Annotated in this window: 22 protein-coding genes and 1 pseudogene; 11 read left to right on the forward strand and 12 right to left on the reverse strand. The window is 69.4% G+C overall.

All coding sequences use genetic code 11. From position 1 onward, the window contains the following. Positions 1–107: 107 nt before the first annotated feature. The 7 genes from PHZ_RS20750 to copC form a co-directional block, all read right to left on the reverse strand. Positions 108–500: a copper-binding protein gene (locus tag PHZ_RS20750; RefSeq protein WP_012520462.1), complete on the reverse strand. Its 393-nt coding sequence runs from the start codon at positions 498–500 to the stop codon at positions 108–110. Next, entirely contained in the window at positions 497–3,646 is a 3,150-nt protein-coding gene (locus PHZ_RS20755; protein WP_012520463.1) for an efflux RND transporter permease subunit, read from the reverse strand. The genes PHZ_RS20750 and PHZ_RS20755 overlap by 4 nt, the downstream gene beginning before the upstream one ends. Next, on the reverse strand, positions 3,643–5,121 hold the full coding sequence (locus PHZ_RS20760; RefSeq protein ID WP_012520464.1) for an efflux RND transporter periplasmic adaptor subunit: 1,479 nt from the start codon (positions 5,119–5,121) through the stop codon (positions 3,643–3,645). Before PHZ_RS20760 ends, PHZ_RS20755 begins: the two co-directional genes overlap by 4 nt. Beyond that, positions 5,118–6,356 carry a TolC family protein gene (locus PHZ_RS20765; protein WP_012520465.1) on the reverse strand — a complete coding sequence of 413 codons (1,239 nt, stop codon included), beginning with the start codon at positions 6,354–6,356 and terminating at the stop codon, positions 5,118–5,120. The genes PHZ_RS20760 and PHZ_RS20765 overlap by 4 nt, the downstream gene beginning before the upstream one ends. A 79-nt stretch (positions 6,357–6,435) precedes the next feature. Beyond that, positions 6,436–6,708, reverse strand: coding sequence for a hypothetical protein (locus PHZ_RS20770; protein ID WP_148217044.1), 273 nt, complete (start codon positions 6,706–6,708; stop codon positions 6,436–6,438). A gap of 185 nt (positions 6,709–6,893) precedes the next feature. Beyond that, positions 6,894–7,826, reverse strand: a complete 933-nt coding sequence (gene copD, locus PHZ_RS20775; RefSeq protein ID WP_012520466.1) for a copper homeostasis membrane protein CopD — start codon at positions 7,824–7,826, stop codon at positions 6,894–6,896. A 3-nt stretch (positions 7,827–7,829) separates the two neighbouring features. Then, positions 7,830–8,195 carry a copper homeostasis periplasmic binding protein CopC gene (gene copC / locus PHZ_RS20780; protein WP_012520467.1) on the reverse strand — a complete coding sequence of 122 codons (366 nt, stop codon included), beginning with the start codon at positions 8,193–8,195 and terminating at the stop codon, positions 7,830–7,832. A 479-nt stretch (positions 8,196–8,674) separates the two neighbouring features. On the opposite strand from copC, the gene PHZ_RS20785 reads away from it, so the two are divergent. From PHZ_RS20785 to PHZ_RS20805, 5 genes and pseudogenes are all read left to right on the forward strand, one after another. Beyond that, entirely contained in the window at positions 8,675–9,664 is a 990-nt protein-coding gene (locus tag PHZ_RS20785; protein ID WP_041374509.1) for an AAA family ATPase, read from the forward strand. Between the two features lie 140 nt (positions 9,665–9,804). Next, positions 9,805–10,539, forward strand: a complete 735-nt coding sequence (locus PHZ_RS20790; protein ID WP_148217045.1) for a hypothetical protein — start codon at positions 9,805–9,807, stop codon at positions 10,537–10,539. A 74-nt stretch (positions 10,540–10,613) separates the two neighbouring features. Further along, positions 10,614–12,149, forward strand: a complete 1,536-nt coding sequence (gene istA / locus PHZ_RS20795; protein WP_012520261.1) for an IS21 family transposase — start codon at positions 10,614–10,616, stop codon at positions 12,147–12,149. Positions 12,150–12,169: 20 nt separating this feature from the next. Beyond that, a complete protein-coding gene (gene istB, locus PHZ_RS20800; protein ID WP_012520260.1) occupies positions 12,170–12,928 on the forward strand; it encodes an IS21-like element helper ATPase IstB in 759 nt (252 codons plus the stop codon). Positions 12,929–13,025: 97 nt separating this feature from the next. Next, a pseudogene (locus PHZ_RS20805) lies at positions 13,026–14,069 on the forward strand (transposase); the annotation flags it as partial. A gap of 141 nt (positions 14,070–14,210) precedes the next feature. Here the strand turns inward: PHZ_RS20805 and PHZ_RS20810 are convergent. Together PHZ_RS20810 and PHZ_RS20815 are read right to left on the reverse strand one after the other, a co-directional pair. After that, the gene (locus PHZ_RS20810) at positions 14,211–15,332 is read right to left on the reverse strand and encodes a GIY-YIG nuclease family protein (RefSeq protein WP_012520470.1); all 1,122 of its coding nucleotides are present in this window, start codon (positions 15,330–15,332) and stop codon (positions 14,211–14,213) included. A gap of 29 nt (positions 15,333–15,361) precedes the next feature. Then, positions 15,362–15,637 (reverse strand): helix-turn-helix transcriptional regulator, encoded by a 276-nt coding sequence (locus PHZ_RS20815; RefSeq protein ID WP_236611934.1) that lies wholly within the window; start codon positions 15,635–15,637, stop codon positions 15,362–15,364. Between the two features lie 277 nt (positions 15,638–15,914). Here PHZ_RS20815 and PHZ_RS20820 point away from each other — a divergent pair, with 277 nt between their 5' ends. Continuing rightward, positions 15,915–16,352 carry a helix-turn-helix domain-containing protein gene (locus PHZ_RS20820; RefSeq protein ID WP_012520472.1) on the forward strand — a complete coding sequence of 146 codons (438 nt, stop codon included), beginning with the start codon at positions 15,915–15,917 and terminating at the stop codon, positions 16,350–16,352. Beyond that, positions 16,349–16,504 (forward strand): hypothetical protein, encoded by a 156-nt coding sequence (locus PHZ_RS23315; protein WP_187149122.1) that lies wholly within the window; start codon positions 16,349–16,351, stop codon positions 16,502–16,504. The genes PHZ_RS20820 and PHZ_RS23315 overlap by 4 nt, the downstream gene beginning before the upstream one ends. 83 nt (positions 16,505–16,587) lie before the next feature. Here the strand turns inward: PHZ_RS23315 and PHZ_RS23870 are convergent, their stop codons facing one another. The 3 genes from PHZ_RS23870 to PHZ_RS20830 form a co-directional block, all read right to left on the reverse strand. Continuing rightward, positions 16,588–16,719 carry a hypothetical protein gene (locus tag PHZ_RS23870; RefSeq protein ID WP_083771053.1) on the reverse strand — a complete coding sequence of 44 codons (132 nt, stop codon included), beginning with the start codon at positions 16,717–16,719 and terminating at the stop codon, positions 16,588–16,590. A 24-nt stretch (positions 16,720–16,743) separates the two neighbouring features. Next, on the reverse strand, positions 16,744–16,935 hold the full coding sequence (locus PHZ_RS20825) for a hypothetical protein (protein ID WP_148217046.1): 192 nt from the start codon (positions 16,933–16,935) through the stop codon (positions 16,744–16,746). An 87-nt stretch (positions 16,936–17,022) separates the two neighbouring features. Further along, positions 17,023–17,454 carry a MerR family transcriptional regulator gene (locus tag PHZ_RS20830; protein ID WP_041374603.1) on the reverse strand — a complete coding sequence of 144 codons (432 nt, stop codon included), beginning with the start codon at positions 17,452–17,454 and terminating at the stop codon, positions 17,023–17,025. A 146-nt stretch (positions 17,455–17,600) separates the two neighbouring features. On the opposite strand from PHZ_RS20830, the gene PHZ_RS20835 reads away from it, so the two are divergent. The 4 genes from PHZ_RS20835 to PHZ_RS20850 all read left to right on the forward strand — a co-directional run bounded on the left by PHZ_RS20835 (position 17,601) and on the right by PHZ_RS20850 (position 21,248). Then, a complete protein-coding gene (locus PHZ_RS20835) occupies positions 17,601–18,245 on the forward strand; it encodes a cation transporter (protein ID WP_148217047.1) in 645 nt (214 codons plus the stop codon). Positions 18,246–18,250: 5 nt separating this feature from the next. Beyond that, complete coding sequence (locus PHZ_RS20840) at positions 18,251–18,730, forward strand: hypothetical protein (RefSeq protein ID WP_012520477.1); 480 nt, start codon at positions 18,251–18,253, stop codon at positions 18,728–18,730. Between the two features lie 65 nt (positions 18,731–18,795). Then, complete coding sequence (locus tag PHZ_RS20845) at positions 18,796–20,061, forward strand: TolC family protein (RefSeq protein ID WP_012520478.1); 1,266 nt, start codon at positions 18,796–18,798, stop codon at positions 20,059–20,061. Next, complete coding sequence (locus tag PHZ_RS20850; RefSeq protein ID WP_012520479.1) at positions 20,061–21,248, forward strand: efflux RND transporter periplasmic adaptor subunit; 1,188 nt, start codon at positions 20,061–20,063, stop codon at positions 21,246–21,248. Before PHZ_RS20845 ends, PHZ_RS20850 begins: the two co-directional genes overlap by 1 nt. The last annotated feature ends 31 nt before the right edge of the window (positions 21,249–21,279 follow it).

Here is a 21,279-nt window from a genome sequence, read left to right on the forward strand (position 1 = left end):
GCCGCCGGATCGGTCCCGCCGGCGCGGCCCACCTGACGAGGTGGAAAGCGGGGAGGCCGCTGGCCAAAGTCGAACGATCACGCTGACCGGGCTGCCTCCCGCATGTCTTACTGCTTGCTGATGGCGGTGATCTCGCCGCCGCCATCCTTGAGGGTAAGGTCGAAGGCGACCTTGTCGCCGGCCTTGACGCTCTGAACCAGGGGAGGGGCGGCCTTGAAGGCCATGGTCATCGCCGGCCAGGCCGCCTCCGCGATCGGGCCATGGGCCACCGTGATCGTCCCGGCCATCGGATCGACCGCGGTCACCGTCCCGGCGCCTTTCGCAGTCTTCGCCGCCTCGGAAGAGGCCATGTTCATGCCGGCCATGTTGCCGTCCGCGGGCGCCGGCGCCGCCGCGGAGTTCCCGGACGGCGCCTCCGCGGTCGCATCGGACTTCTGCCCGCAGGCCGCCAGGGTCCCTGCGATCGCGAGCGCGCCGGCGGTCAGGTAGATGCGCTTCATTGGGGATCTCCTTTGAGGATTGAAGTTCTGGAAGGGCGTCGACGCCGAAGCAGGAGGTATCCTGCCGGTACGACGAACATAGACAGAAGCGGCGCCGTCAGCATGCCGCCGATCATCGGGGCCGCGATGCGGCTCATCACTTCCGAGCCCGCGCCGTGCCCGATGAGAATCGGGAAGAGGCCTGCCAAGATCACCGCAACAGTCATCGCCTTCGGCCGCACGCGGAGCAAAGCGCCCTCGCGGATCGCCGCCTCTACATCGGCGGCGTCCGGCCGCGGCCCTCGCTCGGCCAGCGCATGCTTAAGATAGATGAGCATGACGACCCCGAACTCCGCCGCCACGCCGGCCAGCGCGATGAAGCCGACGCCGGTGGCCACCGATTGTTCGTAGCCGAGGAGGTAAAGGGTCCAGACGCCGCCGGTGAGGGCGAAAGGCAGGGTGAGCATGATCAACGCCGCCTCGTCGAAACGGCCGAAGGTCACGTAGAGCAACACGAAGATGATCGCCAGAGTGACCGGGACGACCAGCTTCAGCCGCTCCGCCGCGCGTTCGAGATATTCGAACTGGCCGGAGTAGGCGATCGAGACGCCAGGCGGCGCCTTGACCTCCTTGGCGACCGCCTGCTGCAGGTCCTTGACCACGGAGTTGAGGTCACGGCCTCGCACGTCCACATAGATCCAGGTGGAGGGCCGGGCGTTTTCGGTCTTCAGCATCGGGGGTCCGTCGGCGACGCGGATGTCGGCGACGGCGCCCAGGGTGATCTGCTGTCCCGCTGGCGTCAGGACAGGCAGGCTCCGCAGGCCGTCCAGGCTGTCGCGCAGCTCGCGCGGGTAGCGCACGCTGATCGGGTAGCGCGCCACCCCCTCCACCGTCTCGCCGATGGTCTCGCCGCCCACGGCCCCCGAGACGATCTCTTGGACGTCGGCGATGTTAAGGCCGAAGCGAGCCGCCGCTGAACGGTCGATCGACACGTCCACATATCGCCCTCCAGTGAGCCGCTCGGCCAGGGCCGAGCTGACCCCCGGCGTGCGGCGCGCCACCGCCTCCACCTGAGCGGCGACGCGGTCCAGCTGCGCAAGGTCGGGTCCGGAGACCTTGACGCCGATCGGGCTCTTGATGCCAGTCGCCAGCATGTCGATCCGGTTGCGGATCGGCGGGACCCAAACGTTGGCCAGGCCGGGGACCTGGACGGCCCGATCCAGCTCCTCCACCAGCTTCTCTGGCGTCATGCCGGGCCGCCACTCACCGCGCGGTTTGAATTGGATGGTGGTCTCGAACATCTCCAGCGGCGCCGGATCGGTGGCGGTCTCGGCTCGGCCCGCCTTGCCGAACACGGTCTTCACCTCGGGCACCGTCTTGATCAAGCGGTCCGTCTGCTGCAGCAACTCCGAGGCCTTGGCCGCGGAGAGGCCGGGCAGGGCGGAGGGCATGTAGAGCAGGTCGCCCTCGTCCATCGGAGGGATGAACTCGCCGCCGAGGCGGCTCACCGGCCACGCAGTCGTGGCGAAGACCGCCAGCGCAATCAGCAACACCGTGCGCGGCCTGCGGAGCACCCAGTCGATGGCGGGCTGATAGGCGCGGGTCAGCCAGCGGTTCACGGGATTTTTCTCCTCGGGCGGGATGCGCCCGCGGATCAGGTATCCCATCAACACGGGGACCAAGGTCACCGAGAGGATCGCCGCGCCCGCCATGGCATAGCTCTTGGTGAAGGCGAGCGGGGCGAAGAGTCGCCCTTCCTGCGCCTGCAGGGCGAACACCGGCACGAACGACAGGGTGATGATCACCAGGCTCAGGAACAGCGCGGGCCCCACTTCCGCCGCGGCCTCGGTGATCAAGCGCCACCGCTGCGCGGACGTGAGCGTCTCCTCCGGATGAGCGTGGGACCAGCCTTCCAGCCGTTTGTGGGCGTTCTCGATCATCACGATGGCGGCGTCCACCATGGCCCCGACGGCGATGGCGATACCGCCCAGGGACATGATGTTGGCGTTCACCCCCTGCATCCGCATGACGATCAGGGCGAAGAGCACCCCGAGGGGAAGGGTGAGGATGGCGACCAGCGCGGAGCGGGCGTGCCAAAGGAACAGGCCGCAGACGATGGCGACCACGACGAACTCCTCGAGCAGCTTCTGGCTAAGATTGGCGATCGCCCGGTCGATCAGCTGCGAGCGGTCGTAGGTGGTCACCACCTCCACCCCTGGAGGCAAACTGCGCTTCAGCTCTTCGAGCTTGCCGCGCACGGCTTGGATGGTCTCGCGGGCGTTCTTGCCGGAACGCAGGATCACCACGCCGCCGGCCACCTCGCCCTCACCGTTGAGCTCGGCCACGCCACGGCGCATCTCCGGCCCCAGCTGCACGAAAGCCACGTCGCCCAGCCGGACCGGCACGCCGCCGGCGGCGGTCCTCAGCGGAACGGCCTCGAAGTCCTCGAGCGTCTTCAGATATCCGCTGGCGCGGACCATGTACTCGGCCTCGCCGAGCTCGAGCACCGACCCGCCCGCCTCCTGATTGGCGCGCCGAAGAGCCTCCGTGACCTGCTGATGGGTGACCCCGTAGGCGGCGAGCTTCACCGGGTCGAGCACCACCTGGTACTGCTTCACCATGCCGCCGATACTGGCCACCTCCGCGACCCCAGGAAGAGTCTTCAGCTCGTAACGCAGGAACCAGTCCTGCAGGCCGCGCAGCTGGGCGAGGTCGTGGCGGCCGCTGCGGTCGACGAGGGCGTACTCGAACACCCAACCCACGCCCGTGGCGTCCGGGCCGAGAGAGGACCTCGCCTGTTCAGGCAGGCGCGACTGGACCTGGTTGAGGTACTCCAGCACCCGCGAGCGGGCCCAGTAGAGGTCCGTCCCGTCCTCGAAGAGGACATAGACGAAGCTGTCGCCCAAGAAGGAGTAGCCGCGCACCGTCTTGGCCCCCGGCACCGAGAGCATGGTGGTGGTGAGCGGGTAGGTGACCTGGTTCTCGACGATCTGCGGGGCCTGGCCCGGATAGGACGTCCGGATCACCACCTGCACATCGGACAGGTCGGGAAGGGCGTCCACCGGCGTGGACCGCACCGCCCACAGGCCGGCGGCGAGCAGGGCCGCCGCCGCCAGCAGGACAAAGAAGCGGGCGCGCACGGATGCGCGAATGATGGCGGCGATCATTGCGCATCCGCCTTTCCGAGCTCTCGTACGACCGGGCCCCTCGGGGTCTCCTCGAACCCGAACGCTACGCGGTCGCCGACCCGCAGCCCTTGCGCAAGCTCAGGGCGCGCCAGCGGAAACTGCATCGTCATGGCCGGCCAGCCGGCGCTGGGTATGGCCGCGTGGGAGAGGGTCACGGCTTGCGGCGAGATCTGCTCCACGCGCCCGGTTGACCGGTGGAGGACGGGGGCGGCGTGAGCTTGCGCCGGAGCGGGCGCGGCGGGTCGCGGCTCGACGCCGGCCAGGCTCGCCTCGGAGTCGATCAGGAACTGACCGGAGGCCACCACCTTTTCCCCGACCGAGAGGCCGGCCAGGATCTCCGTCTTGCCGGCCCCTTCTCGGCCGGTGCGCACCTCGGCGGGCGTGAACCGCCCGCCGTCGCGGGCGACCATCACCAAGGTGCGGCGCCCCGTGCGGATCAGCGCCTCGGTGGGCACGACCATCGCGGGGGTTTCGGGGCCGTCGAAGCGGACAGTCGCGAACATTCCCGGTCGCAGCCGTCCGCGTGGGTTGGGCAGTTCGATTCTCGCCGCAAGCGTCCGGCTCTCGCTCTGCGCCTCCGGCAGAATGGCGCTGACCCGCCCCCGGAAGGTCTCGCCGGGATAGGCCGCCAAAGTCGCCGAAACCAGCTGGCCCGGCCGCAGTTCGCTGGCCTCCGCCTCGGGCACCGCGGCGTTGAGCCACACTCGGGCGAGGCCGTTCACCTCCGCGAGGGTCTGGCCGGCCGTCACGCTCATGCCCTGGCGCACGCCCAGTGTCTTGATCGCTCCACCCGTCGGGGTGGTGATGGTGATGACGTTGCGGACGCGGCCGGTGCGCTCGACGGTCGCGATGAGGCTTGGCGGCATTCCCAGAAGCTCCAGGCGCTGACGGGCCGCGCGAACCAGGACCGGGTCGCCCGCACGCTGCACCGCCAGGAACTCGCCCTGGGCGCCGGCCCACTCCGGGACCAGGAGGTCGGCAAGCGGAGCGCCGGCGGCGACCACGTCGCCCGGCGCCCGCGCGTACACGCGCTGCACGAAGCCGGCGGCCCGCGCCTGGACTATGGTGATGTCGCGCTCGCTGAAGCCGATCAGCCCGGTCGTAGTGAGGACGCCGGGTATGCTTGCCCGCTCCACCGTCGCCAGACGGACGCCGAGGGCCTGCGCCCGCGAAGGGTCGATGCTCACGCCTGCGGCGGCGTCCGCGCCAGCTTCGTCCGCGTACTTGGGAATCAGTTCCATGCCCATGGAGGACTTGCCTGGGCCAGGGTATCGCTCCCCCGGCAGCATCGGGTCGTACCAGTAGAGGATCTTGCGGCCGCTCTCCGCCTGGGCCGGTTGGGACGCGGGCGCTTGCAGGCGGGCGAGGCCGAACCCCGCGGCGCCGCCGGCGAGCGCGATGGCGCCGGCGATCAGGCCGAGGCGGGTATTGCGGGAGAGATTGAAGGCGCTCATGGGGCAGGGGTCCCGTAGGTGAGGGCAAGGCGGGCGGCGACGCGCGCCAGCTCCGCTTCGCGGGCGATCTCGTCGAGCTTGGCGTCGGCGAGGCTGTCGAAGGCCATCAGCACCTCGGCGAGGCCGGTGGAGCCGGCCGCGTAGCTGGCGACCTCCAGGTCGGCGCGTTTGCGCGCCAGCGGGAGCAGGGCCTCGCGCGCACGGCCGAGCCGCTCGCGGCGGGCGTCATAGTCGGCGAGCTCCGACTTCAGCCGAGCCTCCAGCTCAAGCCGCGCGGCCTCAGTCTGGGCGCGGGCGGCCGCCAGGTCGGAGACGCGTCCGGCGACGACCGGGTCCTGCCGCCGCTTGGCGAACAGGGGCAAGCTGACCGTGACGCCAACGGAGACCATGTCGCCGAACGCCGGGTCGCGGCGCTGGTAAGCAGCTTCGACGGCCCAGTCGGGACGCTTGTCCGCCCTGGCGGCGGCCAGCTCCGCCTCGGCGCGGACACGCTCGGCGGCCGCTTCGCGCAAGGCCGGGTGCCGCTCCATCCCCGCAGCCAGAGCCGCGCCGTCGATGGCGAACGCCGGCGGCGGGCCCTCCGCCTCGGCCGCCGGATCGCCCACCCACCGCGCAAGCTCGGCCCGCGCGCGGGCTTCGGCGGCGCGAAGCTCGCTCCGCTGATCGGCCAGTTCGGCTCGCCACTGGTCGGCCTCCACAGTTTCGCCCGGCCGGGCGGAGCCGGCGGCCAGGCGGGCGGGAAGGGTCTTCCAGAGCGGCTCGAGCGAGGCTTCGACATCGGCAAGCGCGCTCAGCCGCCGGCGAGCATAGTGGAGGTCCAGCCAGGCCAAGGCTGCGCCGAGGCGGGCCTCGAGCGCCTCCTGGTCCCGCGACGCCTGGGCCGCACCAACCCCCGCCTGCGCAACCGCGCTGCGGGCCTGCCGCTTTGCCCGGTTTGGAAGTTCCTGCATCACGCCGACCCGCGCCATGGTCATCTCGTCGGCGTTCATGCGGCCGGCCATCGGGCCGCTGACGGGGGCGTTCTCGAGGCCGAAGCTAAGGCGGGGGTCGGGCAGCTGGCCGGCCGCCGGCGCGGCCGCCAGCGCGCCGCGTACCCGTAGGTTCGCGGCCTGAACGGCCGGGGCGGACTGGTCGGCCCGGGCGACGGCTTCGTCGAAGGTGAGCGGCCCGGCATGGGCCGAGGCCGCGGCCGCCCCGCCGATGATCAGCGGGCACAGCCACTTGAGGGGAGGCATGTCCAGGACTCCTGGGATAGTGACACCGGGCGCCGCAGGGCGCGCCCGAACTCAGCCGGTGTCGATCAGCCGGCGCGGATCAGGCGACGAGCGCCCGGGGCGGCCGCAGAATCCCCTCGCCGGGCCGGGAGACCACGAGGTCGTCGGGCTCGAGTCGATAGACCATGCGCCCGGGGATCGGTTCCCCAAGGACATGGGACGGTGGGGTGACGGCTGGCGGGCTGGCGTGGCAGGCCATGCCGGGGCGGCAGTCACCTCCACTCGGGACCACAGGAGCGTGATCGTCGCAGCAGTCGAGAGATCCCGCGTTCGCATGGGTGTCGGCCGCCGCGGCGGCCGAACCCTCGGACATGGCCGTTTTCCCCGCGAGCGCCGTTGGCGCGAGCAGGAGAATGGCCAGACAAGCCATGACCGAGACGATCTGCCTGAAGAGGCGCGTCAAGCTCAACGTACGGCGCTCCGCGCCAGCGATTGATCCACAAAATCTACCACACACTAGCGGTTCGGCGACAGGCGCGCCTTGATGCGCATCAAGCGTCACCCCCCGGAGGGCGGCGCGAGGGTCCCAAGCCAGGCCACGAGCGCCAGGATTCCAAGCCCTGCCCCGGCTTCGACGATCACGCTGCGACGGAGCGCCGCGAGCGCCGCCGCCGCGGCGGAGCCTGTGGCGAGCGCCGCTTCCAATCGCGGGGTGAGCCGGTAGCGGTTGGCGGCGGCCAACCCCAGCATGAGGGCGAACAGCAACAGCTTCACAGAGAGCAGCCGGCCGTACTCGCTCGCCCACAAGGTCCACACGTTCGACGGACCGACCAAGTACCAGCTGTTGACCAATCCGGTGAGGATCAGGGCGGCGACCGCCGTCGCGCCGATGCCGCCGAAACCATGCAAGGACCGGTGCACGACTCGGCCAGCCGCCGCGCCGATCGACATCGGCCGCCACAGCAGAAGCAGGAACGCCGGCAGCGCTCCGAGCCACAGCCCCGCCGCCAGGGAGTGGACAACATCCGCCACTAGGTGAACGAGCGCGCCCGCGCCTTCCGTGGCCGCGCCATGGCCCATCCAGGCCCAGCTTGCCGTCGTCACTCCGCCGAGGACCGCGAGGAGCCCCCAGAGCCAGGCGCCCGGCCGAAAGAGAAGGAGGCCAACAGCCGCGACGGCGGCCGCGAGGGCCCGAAAAAGCGCCGCGCGGCCGATCCCCGTCCCACCAGCCACAAAGGTGAGCGCCGCGGGCTTGAGGCCTTCCGTCAGCGAACCTGCCATGGTGGCGGTTTGGACGATCAGCCCCAGCACGGCGCCCACGAGTGTCAGGAGCGTCGCCACGACGAGCAGACCCCGCGGCCAAGCCAGCGCCGGAGGGGCGAGCTCGCCCGCTCGGGGCAAAGCGTAGAGGAGGAACAGCGAGGCGCCGAACAGGATGGCCGCACCCGTATACTGAGCGAACCTCAGGACGACGAGCGCGGCCTCGAGCACGCCTCAGTTCACCTTGAAAGAAAGGTCGCCGGTCATGCGGTGGCCGTCGGGGCCGGCGGCATGCCATTGGACCTTGTAGGTGCCCTTCATGAAGGCGCCCTGCGGCGTCCCCGTTAGGGTCCTACCGTCGGCCGACACGGCAGTCTTCACCGGGACCTTCATATTGTGCTCGACCATGGTCAGGTCGAACCCGGAGAAGGCGGGCACGACCTTTTCGCTGAACGTCAGGCTGATGGTCTTCGGGGCCGCGACGACCGTCTCGGCGGCCGGCGCCGAGCTTACCAGCTTCGCGTGGGCGGCGGCTTGAGAAGCTAGGAGAAGGGCGGTCGAACTAGCGGCGATCGCAACAGCAAGGCGGCTACGGAGCATCTGGTGTCCTCATGGTGGGAATGTGCCAGGTATACGCGCCAGCGAGCTGCATCCCTCGGATTGGGGGATAGGTTAGAGAGACCGATCCGCAAAGCGCTCCTATTATGCGAAAAGTTTGGCATGTTTCTGAGGCTGGCAACGACGGTGAGCCCATGAACTGCAGCTGGACGCGTTACGCCAAGCCGCTGGAACAAGACCCAAGGGCACGGCTCTAGACCGGGTCAGGCCGCCGTGGACCTGGCTGGCCTGGTTCAAGTGCACGTCGCCAGGGCGACGGATGAAGTTGTCGTCGGGCCTTATCGCACGCAGGTGAACCCATTTGCTCGCGCCCTGCGCGCCAGCCCCATCACCTTGCGGCTCGCGGCCATCCGCCCCCTCGCGGCCCGGCGTGGTTGACGCCATCTTAAGGCCTGGCCCGGAATGGTCCGCGGTCAGGAATTCCACTAACGTCCTGCAGATGGGCATTTAGACGAATCGTCATGGCGCGCGGCGAGCTGATGAAGAAACTGCTGGCGAGCTACGGCCGGGACGACGAGTTCCGCGCCGTCGCCGAGCAGATCATCCTTGAGGAAGAACAAAAGAACAACCGCGTGCTGGCGCGCACGCTTCGCAAGACCCTGGATAACGCCCAGCCTGCGACGCCCGCCCCGAGGGCGCTGGCGCCGCTCATTCCGTTTCCCGACGCGGCCAGCGATTTCGTCGAGCGGATCGAGCCTCAGCACAACAAGAATGACATCGTGCTCAGCGACGAGAACGTGCGGGTCTTCGTCGACCTGATGCATGAGTTCCGGCGCGGCGACGAAATCCGTCGGCGCGGCCTCGACGTTCGCTCGAAGCTGCTGTTCTGCGGGCCTCCCGGCTGCGGCAAGACCCTCTGCGCGGAGGTGTTCGCAGCCGAGCTCGGGCTACCCCTCTACGTGGTCAAGATCGATCGGCTGATCTCGTCCTATCTCGGCGAGACGGCGGCCAACATCCGCAAGATCTTCGAGTTCGCTCGGAAACAGCCCTGCGTCCTGTTCCTCGACGAGTTCGACGCACTCGCACGGTCGCGCGACGACACCAGCGAGCACAATGAGCTGCGGCGTGTGGTCAACAGCCTGCTGCTGTTCATCGACCGCATTCGTCCCAAGGGCTTCATGATCGCCGCGACGAACCTCGACCAGTCGCTCGACCCGGCGATCTGGCGCCGCTTCGACGAGGTGATCTGGTTCGACAAGCCCGACCGGCAGATGATCGAGCGGTTCCTTCAGCTAAAGTTCAAGAACGTGGCCCTCGACTTCGACCCGCTTGCCCAAGCGGGCAAGCTCGAAGGCTATTCCTATGCCGAGATCGAGCGCGTCTGCGTCCAGGCGATCAAGTCGGCCGTCATCCATCGGCGCAGGACCGTCCGCGAGCAGGACCTCCGCCGCGCCATCGCCGATGAGGTTCGCCGCCGATCCGGAAGGGCGCGCCTGAAGGCCTCGGACTGAACAAGCCGGCATGCCGCGACACGACCACTTGCGGCTCGTCCGCCTGCCTGAGCAACTGGAGCGCCGCAAGCGGCGGGGGCGCGCCCGCGCGGGATCCAGGTCACCACAGCGGCCGGCTCGAGGCCGAGCTCACGGCGGCGGTGGAAGAACAGCAGCGCCGCCGTCGACCGGAGTTCGTTGATCCGTCCCTGATCCTGCGCGTGCGCATGAACGGCATGACGCTGGAGGAAGACTGGGAGCGGCTCGGCCTGACGGTGCTCTCCACCGACGACGACAAGACGCTCGTCCTGTTCGCTTCCGAGGATGATCTGCGGGGCTTCCGCGAGCGCCTCGCCGCCTATTCGCGGGGCGTCCCCGACGGGCAGGCCTCACCAGCGTACAGCGGGTTCATCAATCGCGTCGAAGAGATCGCCGCGGTGACCCCTCGGGACCGCATCGGAATCCGCCTGCGCGAGGAGGGCTTCTCCGAGCCTGCCGACTTTGTCGACGGTCGCGAGTTCGTCCTGGACCTGGAGCTCTGGGAATTCGGGCGCCGCGAGGCGCGAACGCGCAAGCTCGACCAGATCGCCGACTATATCGAGAGGCGGGAAGGGGAGGTCCTGGACCGCTATGTCGGCCCGTCGATCACCATGTTGAGGCTGCGCGCCGACGGGGCGGTCGTCAGGACCCTGCTCGATGTGGAGGAGGTGGCAGCTCTCGATCTCCCGCCGGAGCCGGACGTGGCCATCGGCGAGGCGTTGAACCTGACGCTGGAAGAGCTTCCGGCCCTCGCCTGCGAATTCCACGCGATCGTGGGCACGAATTCCACGGCAAGGTGGGCACGAATTCCACGCGATGGTGGGCACGGATTCCACGGGATCGTGGGCGCCCCCTGATCTGAGGGGGGTGAGCGCGGTTCGGCCGACAATCTGAGGGCTAAAGGTCCCCTGTGCTGAGCAGAGGGGGCCCGATGCCGACCGAGAGATTGTCGATGCGCCGGATAAGAGAGTTGTTGCGCCTGAGGTTCGAGGTCGGCCTGAGCACCAGGCTGATCGCGACGTCGCTGGGGATCAGCAAAGGCGCTGTGGGCGACTACCTGCAGCGGGTTCAAGTCGCCGGGCTGGGCTGGCCGCTGCCCGAGGACTTGGACGACACGGTGCTTGAGCGGCGGCTTTTCCCCGGGCCGCCGCCAAGCAAGGCACCGCGGGCCGAGCCGGACTGGGCCGCCGTGGACCGAGAGCTGCGGCGCAAAGGCGTGACCCGATCTCTGCTCTGGCAGGAATATCGGGCCGAACATCCCGATGGGTACGGCTACGCCTGGTTTTGCGAGCACTATGAAGCCTGGAAGGCGCGGCGATCGCCGACGATGCGCCAGAAGCACCTGGCGGGCGACAAGGTCTTCGTCGACTACGCCGGCGATCCGATCGAGCTGATCGATCCCGAGACCGGCGAGGCCCGGCCGATGAAGCTCTTCGTGGCGGCCATGGGGGCGTCGAGCTACGTCTACGCCGAGGCGCGGCCCAGCGAAGGCTTGGCGGACTGGATCGGTTGTCATGTCGGGCTCTTCGCCTTCCTCGGCGGCGTGCCGGCGACCATCGTCTGCGACAACCTCAAGGCCGGCGTGGCGCGCGGCGACCGCTACGAGCCGCAGATCAACCGGACCTACCAGGACCTGGCGCGGCACTACGGAACCGCGGTGATCCCGGCCCGGCCGTACAAGCCGCGTGACAAGGCGAAGGTGGAGCAGGCCGTGCTGCTCGCCGAGCGCTGGATCCTGGCGCGGCTGCGCAACCTACGCTTCTTCAGCCTGGTCGAGCTGAACGCGGCGATCGCCGAGCTCGTCGCAGAGCTCAATGCCCGGGTGATGCGCGCCTACGGCGCGAGCCGCGCGGAGCTCTTCGCGGCGGTGGATGTCCCGGCGCTGAAGCCGCTGCCGGCCGAGCCCTACGCCTTCGCCGAATGGAAGATCTGCCGGGTGGCGCTCGACTACCATGTCGAGATCGACGGCTCCTGGTACTCCGTCCCCTATCGGCTGATCCGCGAGCAGGTGGACGTGCGGGCCAGCGAGCGCACGGTGGAGATCTTCCACAAGGGCCAACGCGTCGCCAGCCACGCCCGATCTCCCGGACGTCGCGGACACACGACGATCCCCGAGCACATGCCCAGCTCGCATCGGCGCCACGCGGAATGGACGCCGGCGCGGCTGATGGCGAGCGCCGGGAAGATCGGTCCCGCCGCGGCGGCGCTGATCTCCGCCATCATGGCCGAGCGGCCGCATCCCGAGCAGGGCTTCCGCAGCTGCATGGGCATCCTCGCGCTGGAGAAGACCTATGGCCGCGCCCGGCTCGAGGCGGCCTGCCAGCGCGCCGCCCAGATCAAGGCGCGCTCGGCGAGCTCCGTCCGCTCGATCCTCCAGACTGGCCTCGACCGCGGCTTCCTCGAGCCCGAGCCGGATCACGAGCCCCTGCGCCACGGCAACATCCGCGGCCGCAACTACTTCCACTGATCCTCAAACCAGGAGACCCAATGCTCGCCCATCCCACCCATGAGCGCCTGATCGCGCTCGGCCTCACCGGCATGGCCAAGGCCTTCGAAGAGCAGCGCGCCGCGCCCGATCTCGCCGCGCTCAGCTTCGAGGAACGCGTCGGCATCATGGCCGACCGCGAGGCGGCCGAGCGCGACACCAAGCGGCTCACAGCCCGGCTGAAGTTTGCTGCGCTCCGGCAGGACGCCTGCGTCGAGGACATCGACCTGCGTACGCCGCGCGGGCTGGACCGCGCGCTCGTCGCACGCCTGGCGGCCGGCGACTGGATCCACCGCCATCAGAACTGCCTGATCACCGGGCCCTGCGGCGTCGGCAAGAGCTGGATCGCCTGCGCGCTTGGCCACAAGGCCTGTCGTGACGGACGCTCCGTCTTCTACCAGCGCGTCCCGCGGCTCTTCGAAGCGCTGGCGCTCGCCCGCGGCGACGGCCGCCACGCCGGGCTGCTCAAAACCCTCAGCCGCGTCGATCTGCTGATCCTCGATGACTGGGGCCTGGCCGTGCTTACCGCCAACCAGCGCATCGATCTGCTCGAGATCCTCGAGGACCGGCAGGGCCGCGGCTCGACGATCGTCACCAGCCAGATCCCCGTCGACCAATGGCACGACGTGATCGGCGACCCGACCCTGGCCGACGCCATCCTCGACCGGCTGGTGCACAACGCTCACCGGCTGACCCTCGCCGGCGACAGCATGCGACGGCTCTCCGGCCACCGCGAGCTTGACGCTCAGACCAACGCCTGACTCCATGCCCACGTCGGCCGACTGCGCCGCCCACGATCACGTGGAATAGGCGCCCGCCATCGCGTGGAATGAGCGCCCACGATCACTGGAATGCGCATTCTGCCTCGACGGCGGGCTCATCACCGGCCGGATGGTGGCGCTGGACGGGACGAAGATGCGGGCCGTCGCCAGCCCGAAGAACATCGCCGGCGCCGAGCGGCTGGCTCGCGACGTCGCACATACCGAGAAGGAGATCGCCTACTACTTGGACCGGCTCGACGCCATGGACGAAGCCGTGACCCAGGGCTTCGACGACCAACCGGTTCACCGGCAGGCCTTCACTGACGCGATCGCCGCGTTGAGCCGGCGGAAGGATCGGCTGGCGCGCCGGCAAGAAATCTTGGTGGAACGCGCCGAAAAGGTGCTGGTCTTCGGCGAGCCCGACGCGAGGCCGATGGGCTACGCCCACTCACCCAAGATGCCCTGCTACAACATGCAAAGCGTCGTGGACGTAGATAGCGGTCTGATCGTCCACCACGACGTCGCCAACGAAGCGAACGACAGCCAACTCCTGCACCCAATGTCGCTGGCGACGATGGAAGTGCTGCAGGTCGACCGCCTGACTGTTCTGGCGGACGGCGGCTACTCGAACGCCCAGGCGATAGCGGCGTGCGAGCACGATCGAATCGAGGTCGCGGCGCCGATCAAGCGCGGCGCGATGAACACCGACTTCTTTCGGCCGACCCAGTTCGCATTTGATGAGGCGTCAGACACCATCCGCTGCCCGGCGGGTCAGACGATGAAGCCCTCCGGCAAACACACCCGCAATCGCGCCATCCGATATCGAACGACCGCCTGCAGGGACTGCCGCCTGAAGCCGAGATGCACAGCGGGCGCCCAACGGACGATCCATCGCCTGTTCGACCAGGCGGCGCTCGATCGCATGGAGGCGAGGATCTACGCCAATCCAAGCCTGATGGTGACGCGCCGATGCACGGTTGAGCACCCGTTCGGCACGATCAAGCGAATGTCGGGAGGTGGTCGGTTCCTTACCCGCGGCCTCAGAGCAGTAAAGGCAGAGGCAGCGCTCTCCATCCTGGCCTTCAACATCATCCACGCGGTGAATGTCTTCGGTCCGGCGCGCCTGACACCGTCGGCCTAAACGGCCGGCTCGATGCGGCGTCCACGCCAGGGCGGCCGGCGAGTTTTGGCACAGCCTGGGGGGGCGCCCCCCGCAGAAGGGGTAGACGGAGACGCCCGGCCGGCTCCGGCTCAGGGGAAACTTCCCCCTCTACCCTTCTGGCTACGTAACCCGCGTATAGGTCTTGCCGTCCAACACCCGCTGCACTTGATCCGTATTCTGAGCCCCGATGCGCAGTGCGATCTCCTCGGCCGAATGGCCTTCCGCCAGCTCGCGGATCGCGCGGACCTGCTCGACGGAAAGCCGGCCGTCCCGCCCGCAGATTTGCGCCACGGCCCAGGCGTCGTCCTTCCACTTCTCCGACACCCACGGCGCCGGCAGGCCCTTGCGCGGGTGCGCCTTCAGCCACTCGGCGACGATGCGGTCCCGTTCGTCCGGCAGGGGGACCAACCGCTCGGACAGCATCCCGTTCTCCCGCAGGTATCTCAGGCCGGATTTGCCGCCGGGGATCATGTTCAGCCGCCGCTCGTCCTCCCAATGCCCGCCGACCAGGTACTCTTCGCTGGCGTACAGCTGCTCCAGGTCCTCGGTGATCCCCATGACCTTATGATGGATGTAGGTGACCCGCCCCGCGGCCAGTTCCTCGCGCAGCTTGCGATGGAAGAGCAGGGGACTGCCGGTCTCCATCGCCCTGCGATGCTCGGCCCAGCGCGCCTGCCAGGTGCGGGTGGTGACGCCGACGTAGAAATAGCCGTCGTCGGGATAGGAACCGCCGTCGCCGAAGATGTGCTGGTAGAGCACATAGGCCTTCTTCGGCCAGGTCTTCGGCGCCAGCAGCAAGGTCGCCGGCGTCGAGAAGAGCGTGGCGGGCTCCTTGACGCCGGCGACGCGACCGGAGGTCTGGCCCATCGCCGCGGCCGTCAGGAGCGCCTGGTCCTCGACGACGTCCACCCGGATCTGCGGCCGCAGCGCCAGTTCGCCGTCTTCGAGCGGCCGGCCCGAAGCCATGGCGGAGCTTCCCACCATCCGATGTCCTTGCCGCAGCCGCTCCTGCGGCGCCACGAACATCGGGCGCCCCGGCAGGGCGATCACATGCGCCACGGGGATGAACTGCCCTGGTTTCACGCGCACAAGACCGTCTTCACGCCGAGCGGACGCCAGCCAATGGGCCCCGTAGTTCGAACGCGTCCAGCTCTGCAGCAGCGCCTCCAGCTCGCGTACGCGGCGATGCATGACCTTCGGGGCCAGGTGCTCCCACCACTGGCGATTGATCGATACCAACAATCCTCTCCGAGCCGGCGCCGGACGCGAGCCTAGCCCCGGCTGAGCATCGATTGCAGGACCTTGAGCGCCCGGGCGCGTTCCTCGGCCGTCAGCGGCGCAAGAAGACCGATCACGTCCGAGAGCGCCTCGTCGGCCTCTTCCTGCGCCAACGGGTGAGGGAAGAAATCTCGCACCGGCGTCTTCAGCGTGCGCGCGAGGGCTTCCAAGGTCCTGAAGCTCGGCGCGCGGGCGCCCCGCTCGACCACCCCGATATATTGCTCGGTGAGACCGACCGCCTCCGCGAGCGCCGCCTGGGTGAGGCCCACGCGTTCCCGGTGCATGCGGATGGCGCGTCCGACCGACTTCTGAAGCCTCACAATCTCTCCCCACGACTCGCGGGGAGAGCCAATCATTATGAGCGCCCGGCGATGAGCGACCGGTAGTGATGGTGGAATGACTTAAAGTTTGCCTTTCGCTTACCTCCGCGTGTTAATCGCCTCGGCAATCACCCTGGGGACGTGCAGTCTCTTGAGCGCCGAAGTGTACTTGGAGCAAAGCTGTCCAGCGCGACCGCGTGAGCAGTGTTGAGGAGGCGCGAGACAAATGATCGACGCACCGAACCCGGTTGACGTTCATGTCGGCCGACGTGTGCGCCTGCGGCGCAGGGAACTTGGCGTCAGCCAAGCCTGGCTTGCAGATCGTCTGGGGCTGACCTTTCAGCAGATCCAGAAATACGAGCGCGGCGCAAACCGCATCAGCGCCTCCAAGCTTTACGCGATCGCCAAGCTCCTCGAGGTCCCGATCACCTATTTTTTCGAGGGCTTGGATGACCCGGCCACGCCGACGGGACGGCAATACGCCCAAGCCTTCACCGGCGTCGTCGAAGAGCTGCTCGCCGAGCCCAACGGTCCGCAGCTGGCCGAAGCCTTTCTAAGCATCCGCCGGCGCAGCATCCGCAAAGGGCTCGCCGAGCTCGCGCCGGCGATCGCGGCGAACGACCAGGCCCAGGCGCCGGACAATGACCGTGAGGCCGCCCAATGACCTGGCGCGACGCCCTTCTTATCGCGCCGATCGTCTTCGTCGGCCTGATAGTGTCCGCGTTCGGGCTCTTTCCCGACGATAGGCGTGATTGGACGCTCTGGGCCAGCACCGCCGCCTCGGCCGCCTCGGCCGCCTCGATCAAGCCCCGTTGATCGCCGCAAACCGACACTTCAGGGCGCCCCCCGTCCTGGAGCCGGCTATGCCGACGCTTCGGGCTCGGCGTAGGACCGCCGCTTCAGCGGTCTGCGGCCGGGGCGAAGTCGACGATTTCGCCAGCGCCGTCGCGTACGACAACGCGGAACGAGACGCGCCGCCCAACGCGGGCTTCGTCGACCAGTGTCCGCCGCGCGCGGAAGGTCATGACCATGGCCGGCCAGTCGGAGGCGGTGAGCTAGTGGTGTCGTATGGCGATCGTCAGGCGGACGGGATCGACGGCGACGATCTCGTCCTCTCCGGCTTCGCTGCCGAATTCCGAGAGAATGGGGCCGACCGAAGTCCCATGGTCGGGGTCGATGCGCGCGATGCGGGCGTGGTCAAGAGCCTCGGGCGTCCCGTTGACAGTGGAGCGGTCACAGGCGCTCATCGACAAGGCTGACATCGCGATCGGCAGGAGGCTGTGACTTGGCCTTGGCTTGCGACGTCGCGGCAGACCTCCTCGACGATGAGGGGACTAGGACCGCGGGGCATCGGGTTCATGGTGCTTGCAGAGGGCGTGGTCACTGAGCACCTCGATGACCCGGCAGTCGGCCGCCTGCCCACGGCAGGCGGAGTCCACCATCCGCTTCAGTTCGGCCCGCAGCGCCTGCAGCTGCCGGATCTTCACCGTAACGGCCTCGAGCTGCTGTGCGGCCAGGACATTTGCCTGTTCACACGAGCGGTTGGGATGATCCGAAAGGTCCAAGAGGTCGCGGATGGCCTCGACCGAAAAACCCAGTTGGCGCGCGTGCTTGATGAAGCCCAGCCGGTCCACCGTCGCCTGGTCGTACACGCGCCGGTCGTTCGCCGTCCGCACCGGATCGGGAAGTAGCCCGATCCCTTCGTAGAACCGGATGGTCGGGACCTTGACCCCCGTGGCCTTCGCCAAGCCACCGATCGGCATCATCGACATCGTCAGCTCCGAAACCTGGCGCCCAAATAAGCACTTGATCCTCTACCTACTAGAGGATGCAGGCTGGCGAAATGTCCTCCTGTTCCTCAGGCCCTGCTCAACTCCAGGCCGCCGGCTCCGCCGGGTGCTGCGGCGCTACCATGGTCTTCGACGGCGCGTCGCCGGCCTATCGGCGGGTCCTGGCTTGCGTGATCGCGATCAACCTGATCGGGTTCGGCGTCGTGGCCGTGGGCGCTCTGCTGGCGGGTTCCGCGGCGCTGGCGGCGAACACCCTCGACTTCGCCGCCGATGCGGGCACCTACGCCCTGAGCCTCTGGGCCATCGGCAAGAGCGCGCAGGTCCGGGCCGCCGCCGCGCTCTTCAAAGGCGGCAGCTTGGCGGTGATGGCGCTGGCGATCCTCGGCTTCGCCGTGTGGCGCGCCCTGACGGGCGCAATGCCCGACGCAGGGGCGATCACTGGACTGGGCCTCTTCGGCGCCGCGGCCAACCTCGTGGCGGCCCTGCTGTTGGTGCGATACCGCCAGGGCGACGCGAACGTGCGCTCGGTCTGGCTCTGCACCCGGAACGACCTGATCCAGTGCGTCGCCGTCGCGGCGACCGGGCTGGTCGTCGCGCTGACCGGCTCGCGTTGGCCGGACCTTGCTGTCGGCGTGCTGCTTGCAGCCGTCTTCCTGCGCTCGGCTTGGCAGATCACCGCGCAAGCCCTGCGTGAGTCCAAGCCCGAAGGCCGCGGCGGGCAGGGTGATACTATAACACATTCCCCTTCCGCAGTGGGCCCGGTATAGAGACCATGATGATCGGGACGGCGATCCGCTGCGAAGCCTTCTGGGCAAGCGCGCCAACCCCCCACCTTTCGGCGGGGGATGCGCCGCGCGTGGTCAGGCGGCAGACGCGCTCAGCCGTTCGCGGCCGGCCAGTCCGACAGGATCAGTGGATGCGCCTAGCATTGGCCTGGGCGCTTGCCTTTGCGCTGTGCCTGACGACGATCGTTTCGGGCGCGGCCGCGCACGAGACGGTCGAACTGGGCGCAGCGCCGGCCGCCGTCGAGGCGCTCAAGATCACCGACGCGCCGTCGAAGCAAGAAGCGCCCAAGAAGCTCCTCTTCGCCATGGTCTGCACGGGCCATTGCGCTGCGCATGCCTTCGCGATGCCTTCGACGGCGGCGGCGCCGGTTCTCGTACCCGTGGTGCGAGCGGGATGGCCTGTGCTGGACGATCAGTGGGCGCAGGTGACGCGCCCGTCGCGCTTGGAGCGGCCCCCCCGAGCCTGATGCGGACCTCGGCGCCGTTCGGCGCCTGACGCCTTGCATCTGGATCATCGGGGATAACGACTTTCATGACACTCATCATGCGCGGGCGGCTGCGGTATGCGGCCGTGAGCGCGGCGGCGATCCTGGGCGCGTGGGCGTCGGGACGCGGCGCGGCGGCCGAACCGGCCCCGCCTTACCGGGACCTGCTGGCCCAGGCGCAGTCGAGCGCGCCCCGGCTAGCCGAAGCCGAAGCCGGCGTGCGCCAGGCCCAGGGCCTGGCCCGCCAGGCGGCGGCGCGGCCGAACCCGACCGCAGCGGTCGAGATGGAGAACTTCAACGGCTCCGGTCCCTATCGGGGCACGGGCGCGGCCGAGACGACGTTCTCCGTTGGCCTGCCGATCGAGCTCGGCGGCAAGCGCGGCGCGCGGATCGCCGCCGGGCGGGCCGGGGTCGATGCGGCGCGCGCCCGGCTCGCCCAGGCGCGGGCCGACTACGCCTTCGAGCTGGCCGCCGCCTACGCCGAGGCCGAGGCCGCCGAGCGGCGGGTGACGCTGGCGCAGGAGTCGCTGACCCTGGCGGAGGAAGACCTGCGCGCCGCCCGGGCGCTGGTGGAAGCCGGCAAGGAAGCCGAGCTGCGCAGCCTGCAGGCCCAGGCCGGCGTGACCTCGGCGCGGGCGGCCCTGGATGCGGCCCGCACCGCCCGCGCCAGCGCCTTCGCCCGGCTGACGGCGCTCGCCGGCTCCCCGGCGCCGTTCACCGCCCTTGCCGAAAGCCTGCTGCCGCGGCCGACGCCGGCGAACCTCGAGCGCACCATCGACGCCCTGTCGGTGCCGGCCGTGGTCGCCGCCCAGGCCGAGCGGGAAGCCGCCGCGCGGCGGGTGCGGGTGGAGCGCACGCGCGCCGTTCCCGACGTCACCGTCTCGGCCGGCGTGCGCCGCTTCAGCGGCGACGACTCCAGCGCCGTGGTGGCCGGGGTCTCCGTGCCCATCCCGGTGTTCGACCAGAACCGCGGCAACGTCAACGCCGCCCAGGGCGAGCTGCTGGCGGCCGAGGCGCGGCTGAACGCGGCGCGGCTGGACGCCGAGGCGGAGCTGCGCACCGCGCTCTTCCAGGTGGAGGCGGCCGAGACCCGGGTCGCCGCCGCCGTCGAGACCGAGGCCACCGCGGCCGAGGCCTACCGGCTCACCCGCATCGCCTATGAGGCCGGCAAGTCGCCGCTCGTCGAACTGACCAATGCGCGCCGGGCCCTGGCCGAGGCGCGCACCCAAACCATCGAAGCCCAGCTGCAGCGCCTGCGCGCCGAAGCGGGCCTGGCGCGGCTGCAGGGCCGCGCCCCCTTCGGAGTCTCCTGATGCCCCGCAAATCCCTCGCCGCCGGCGCCAACCGCAACTGGCTGCTCGCCGGCGCCGCCCTCGTCGCCGCCACCGGCATCGGCTTCACCGCCGCCAAGCTCACCAGTCCCAAACCGCCAACCGCTGCCGAAGCGTCCGCAGAAAAGGGCGAGGCGGCAGGGGCGGCGCATGCGGCCGACACCCTGGTCATGGGTCCGGAACGGATCACCGCTTCGGGCGTGCAGGTGCAGACGGTAGCCACCAGCGGGATCGCCGGCGAAATCGTCGCCCAGGCTACCGTCGAGGCCGAGCCGTCCGGGCAGGCGGCGCTGACCGCCCGCGCGGCGGGCTCCATTGCGCGGATCAACAAGCGTCTGGGTGACCCGGTCCGCGCCGGCGAGACCCTGGCCCTCGTCGAAAGCCGCGAAGCCGCTCAGATCGCCGCCGATCGCGCCACCGCGACGGCTCGCGCCGAGCTCGCGCGCAAGGTGGCGGCCCGGGAGCGGCGGCTCTTCGAGCAGAAGGTCAGCCCCAGGCAGGACTATGAGACGGCGCAGGCGGAGCTTGTCGCCGCCGAGGCGGAGGCCAGGCGCGCCGCGACCGCCGCGGGCGCGGCCGACGTCTCGCGCGATGGACGCTATGTGGCGGTGATCAGCCCGATCAGCGGACGCATCACGGCGATGAACGCAAGCCTGGGCGCCTTCGTGCAGCCCGAGACGGAGCTCTTCCGCATCGCCGATCCAAGCCGCATCCAGGTTGAGGCGGCGGTGACGGCCATGGATGCGCGACGCATCCAGCCGGGTGACCAAGCCGTGATCGAGACGACCAGCGGGGAGACGCGCTCCGCCGTCGTGCGCTCGGTGACGCCTGGCGTCAACGAACAGACCCGGTCGGCCACCGTCGTCCTGTCGCTGGCCGGAGGGGGCGGGGTGCTCCAGCCGGGCCAGCTGGTGCGGGCGCGTATCGTTTCCCGGCAGTCCGCCACCACCGGCATCGTCGTGCCCGAGGAGGCTGTGCAGACCGTTGAAGGTCGCGACGCGGTGTTCGTGCGCACGGCGAAGGGCTTTCGGGTGCAGCCCGTGACGGTGGGCCAACGCACCGGCGGCCGGGTCGAGATCCTGCAGGGGCTGAGGGGCGGCGAGGCTGTCGCCACCCGGAACGCCTTCCTGCTGAAGGCCGAGCTCGGCAAGAGCGCGGAAGAAGAATGAGCCTCCCCATCACGTCTGGAGACATGCCGAA

The sequence above is a fragment of the Phenylobacterium zucineum HLK1 genome, assembly GCF_000017265.1.
GTDB classification, from domain to species: domain Bacteria; phylum Pseudomonadota; class Alphaproteobacteria; order Caulobacterales; family Caulobacteraceae; genus Phenylobacterium; species Phenylobacterium zucineum.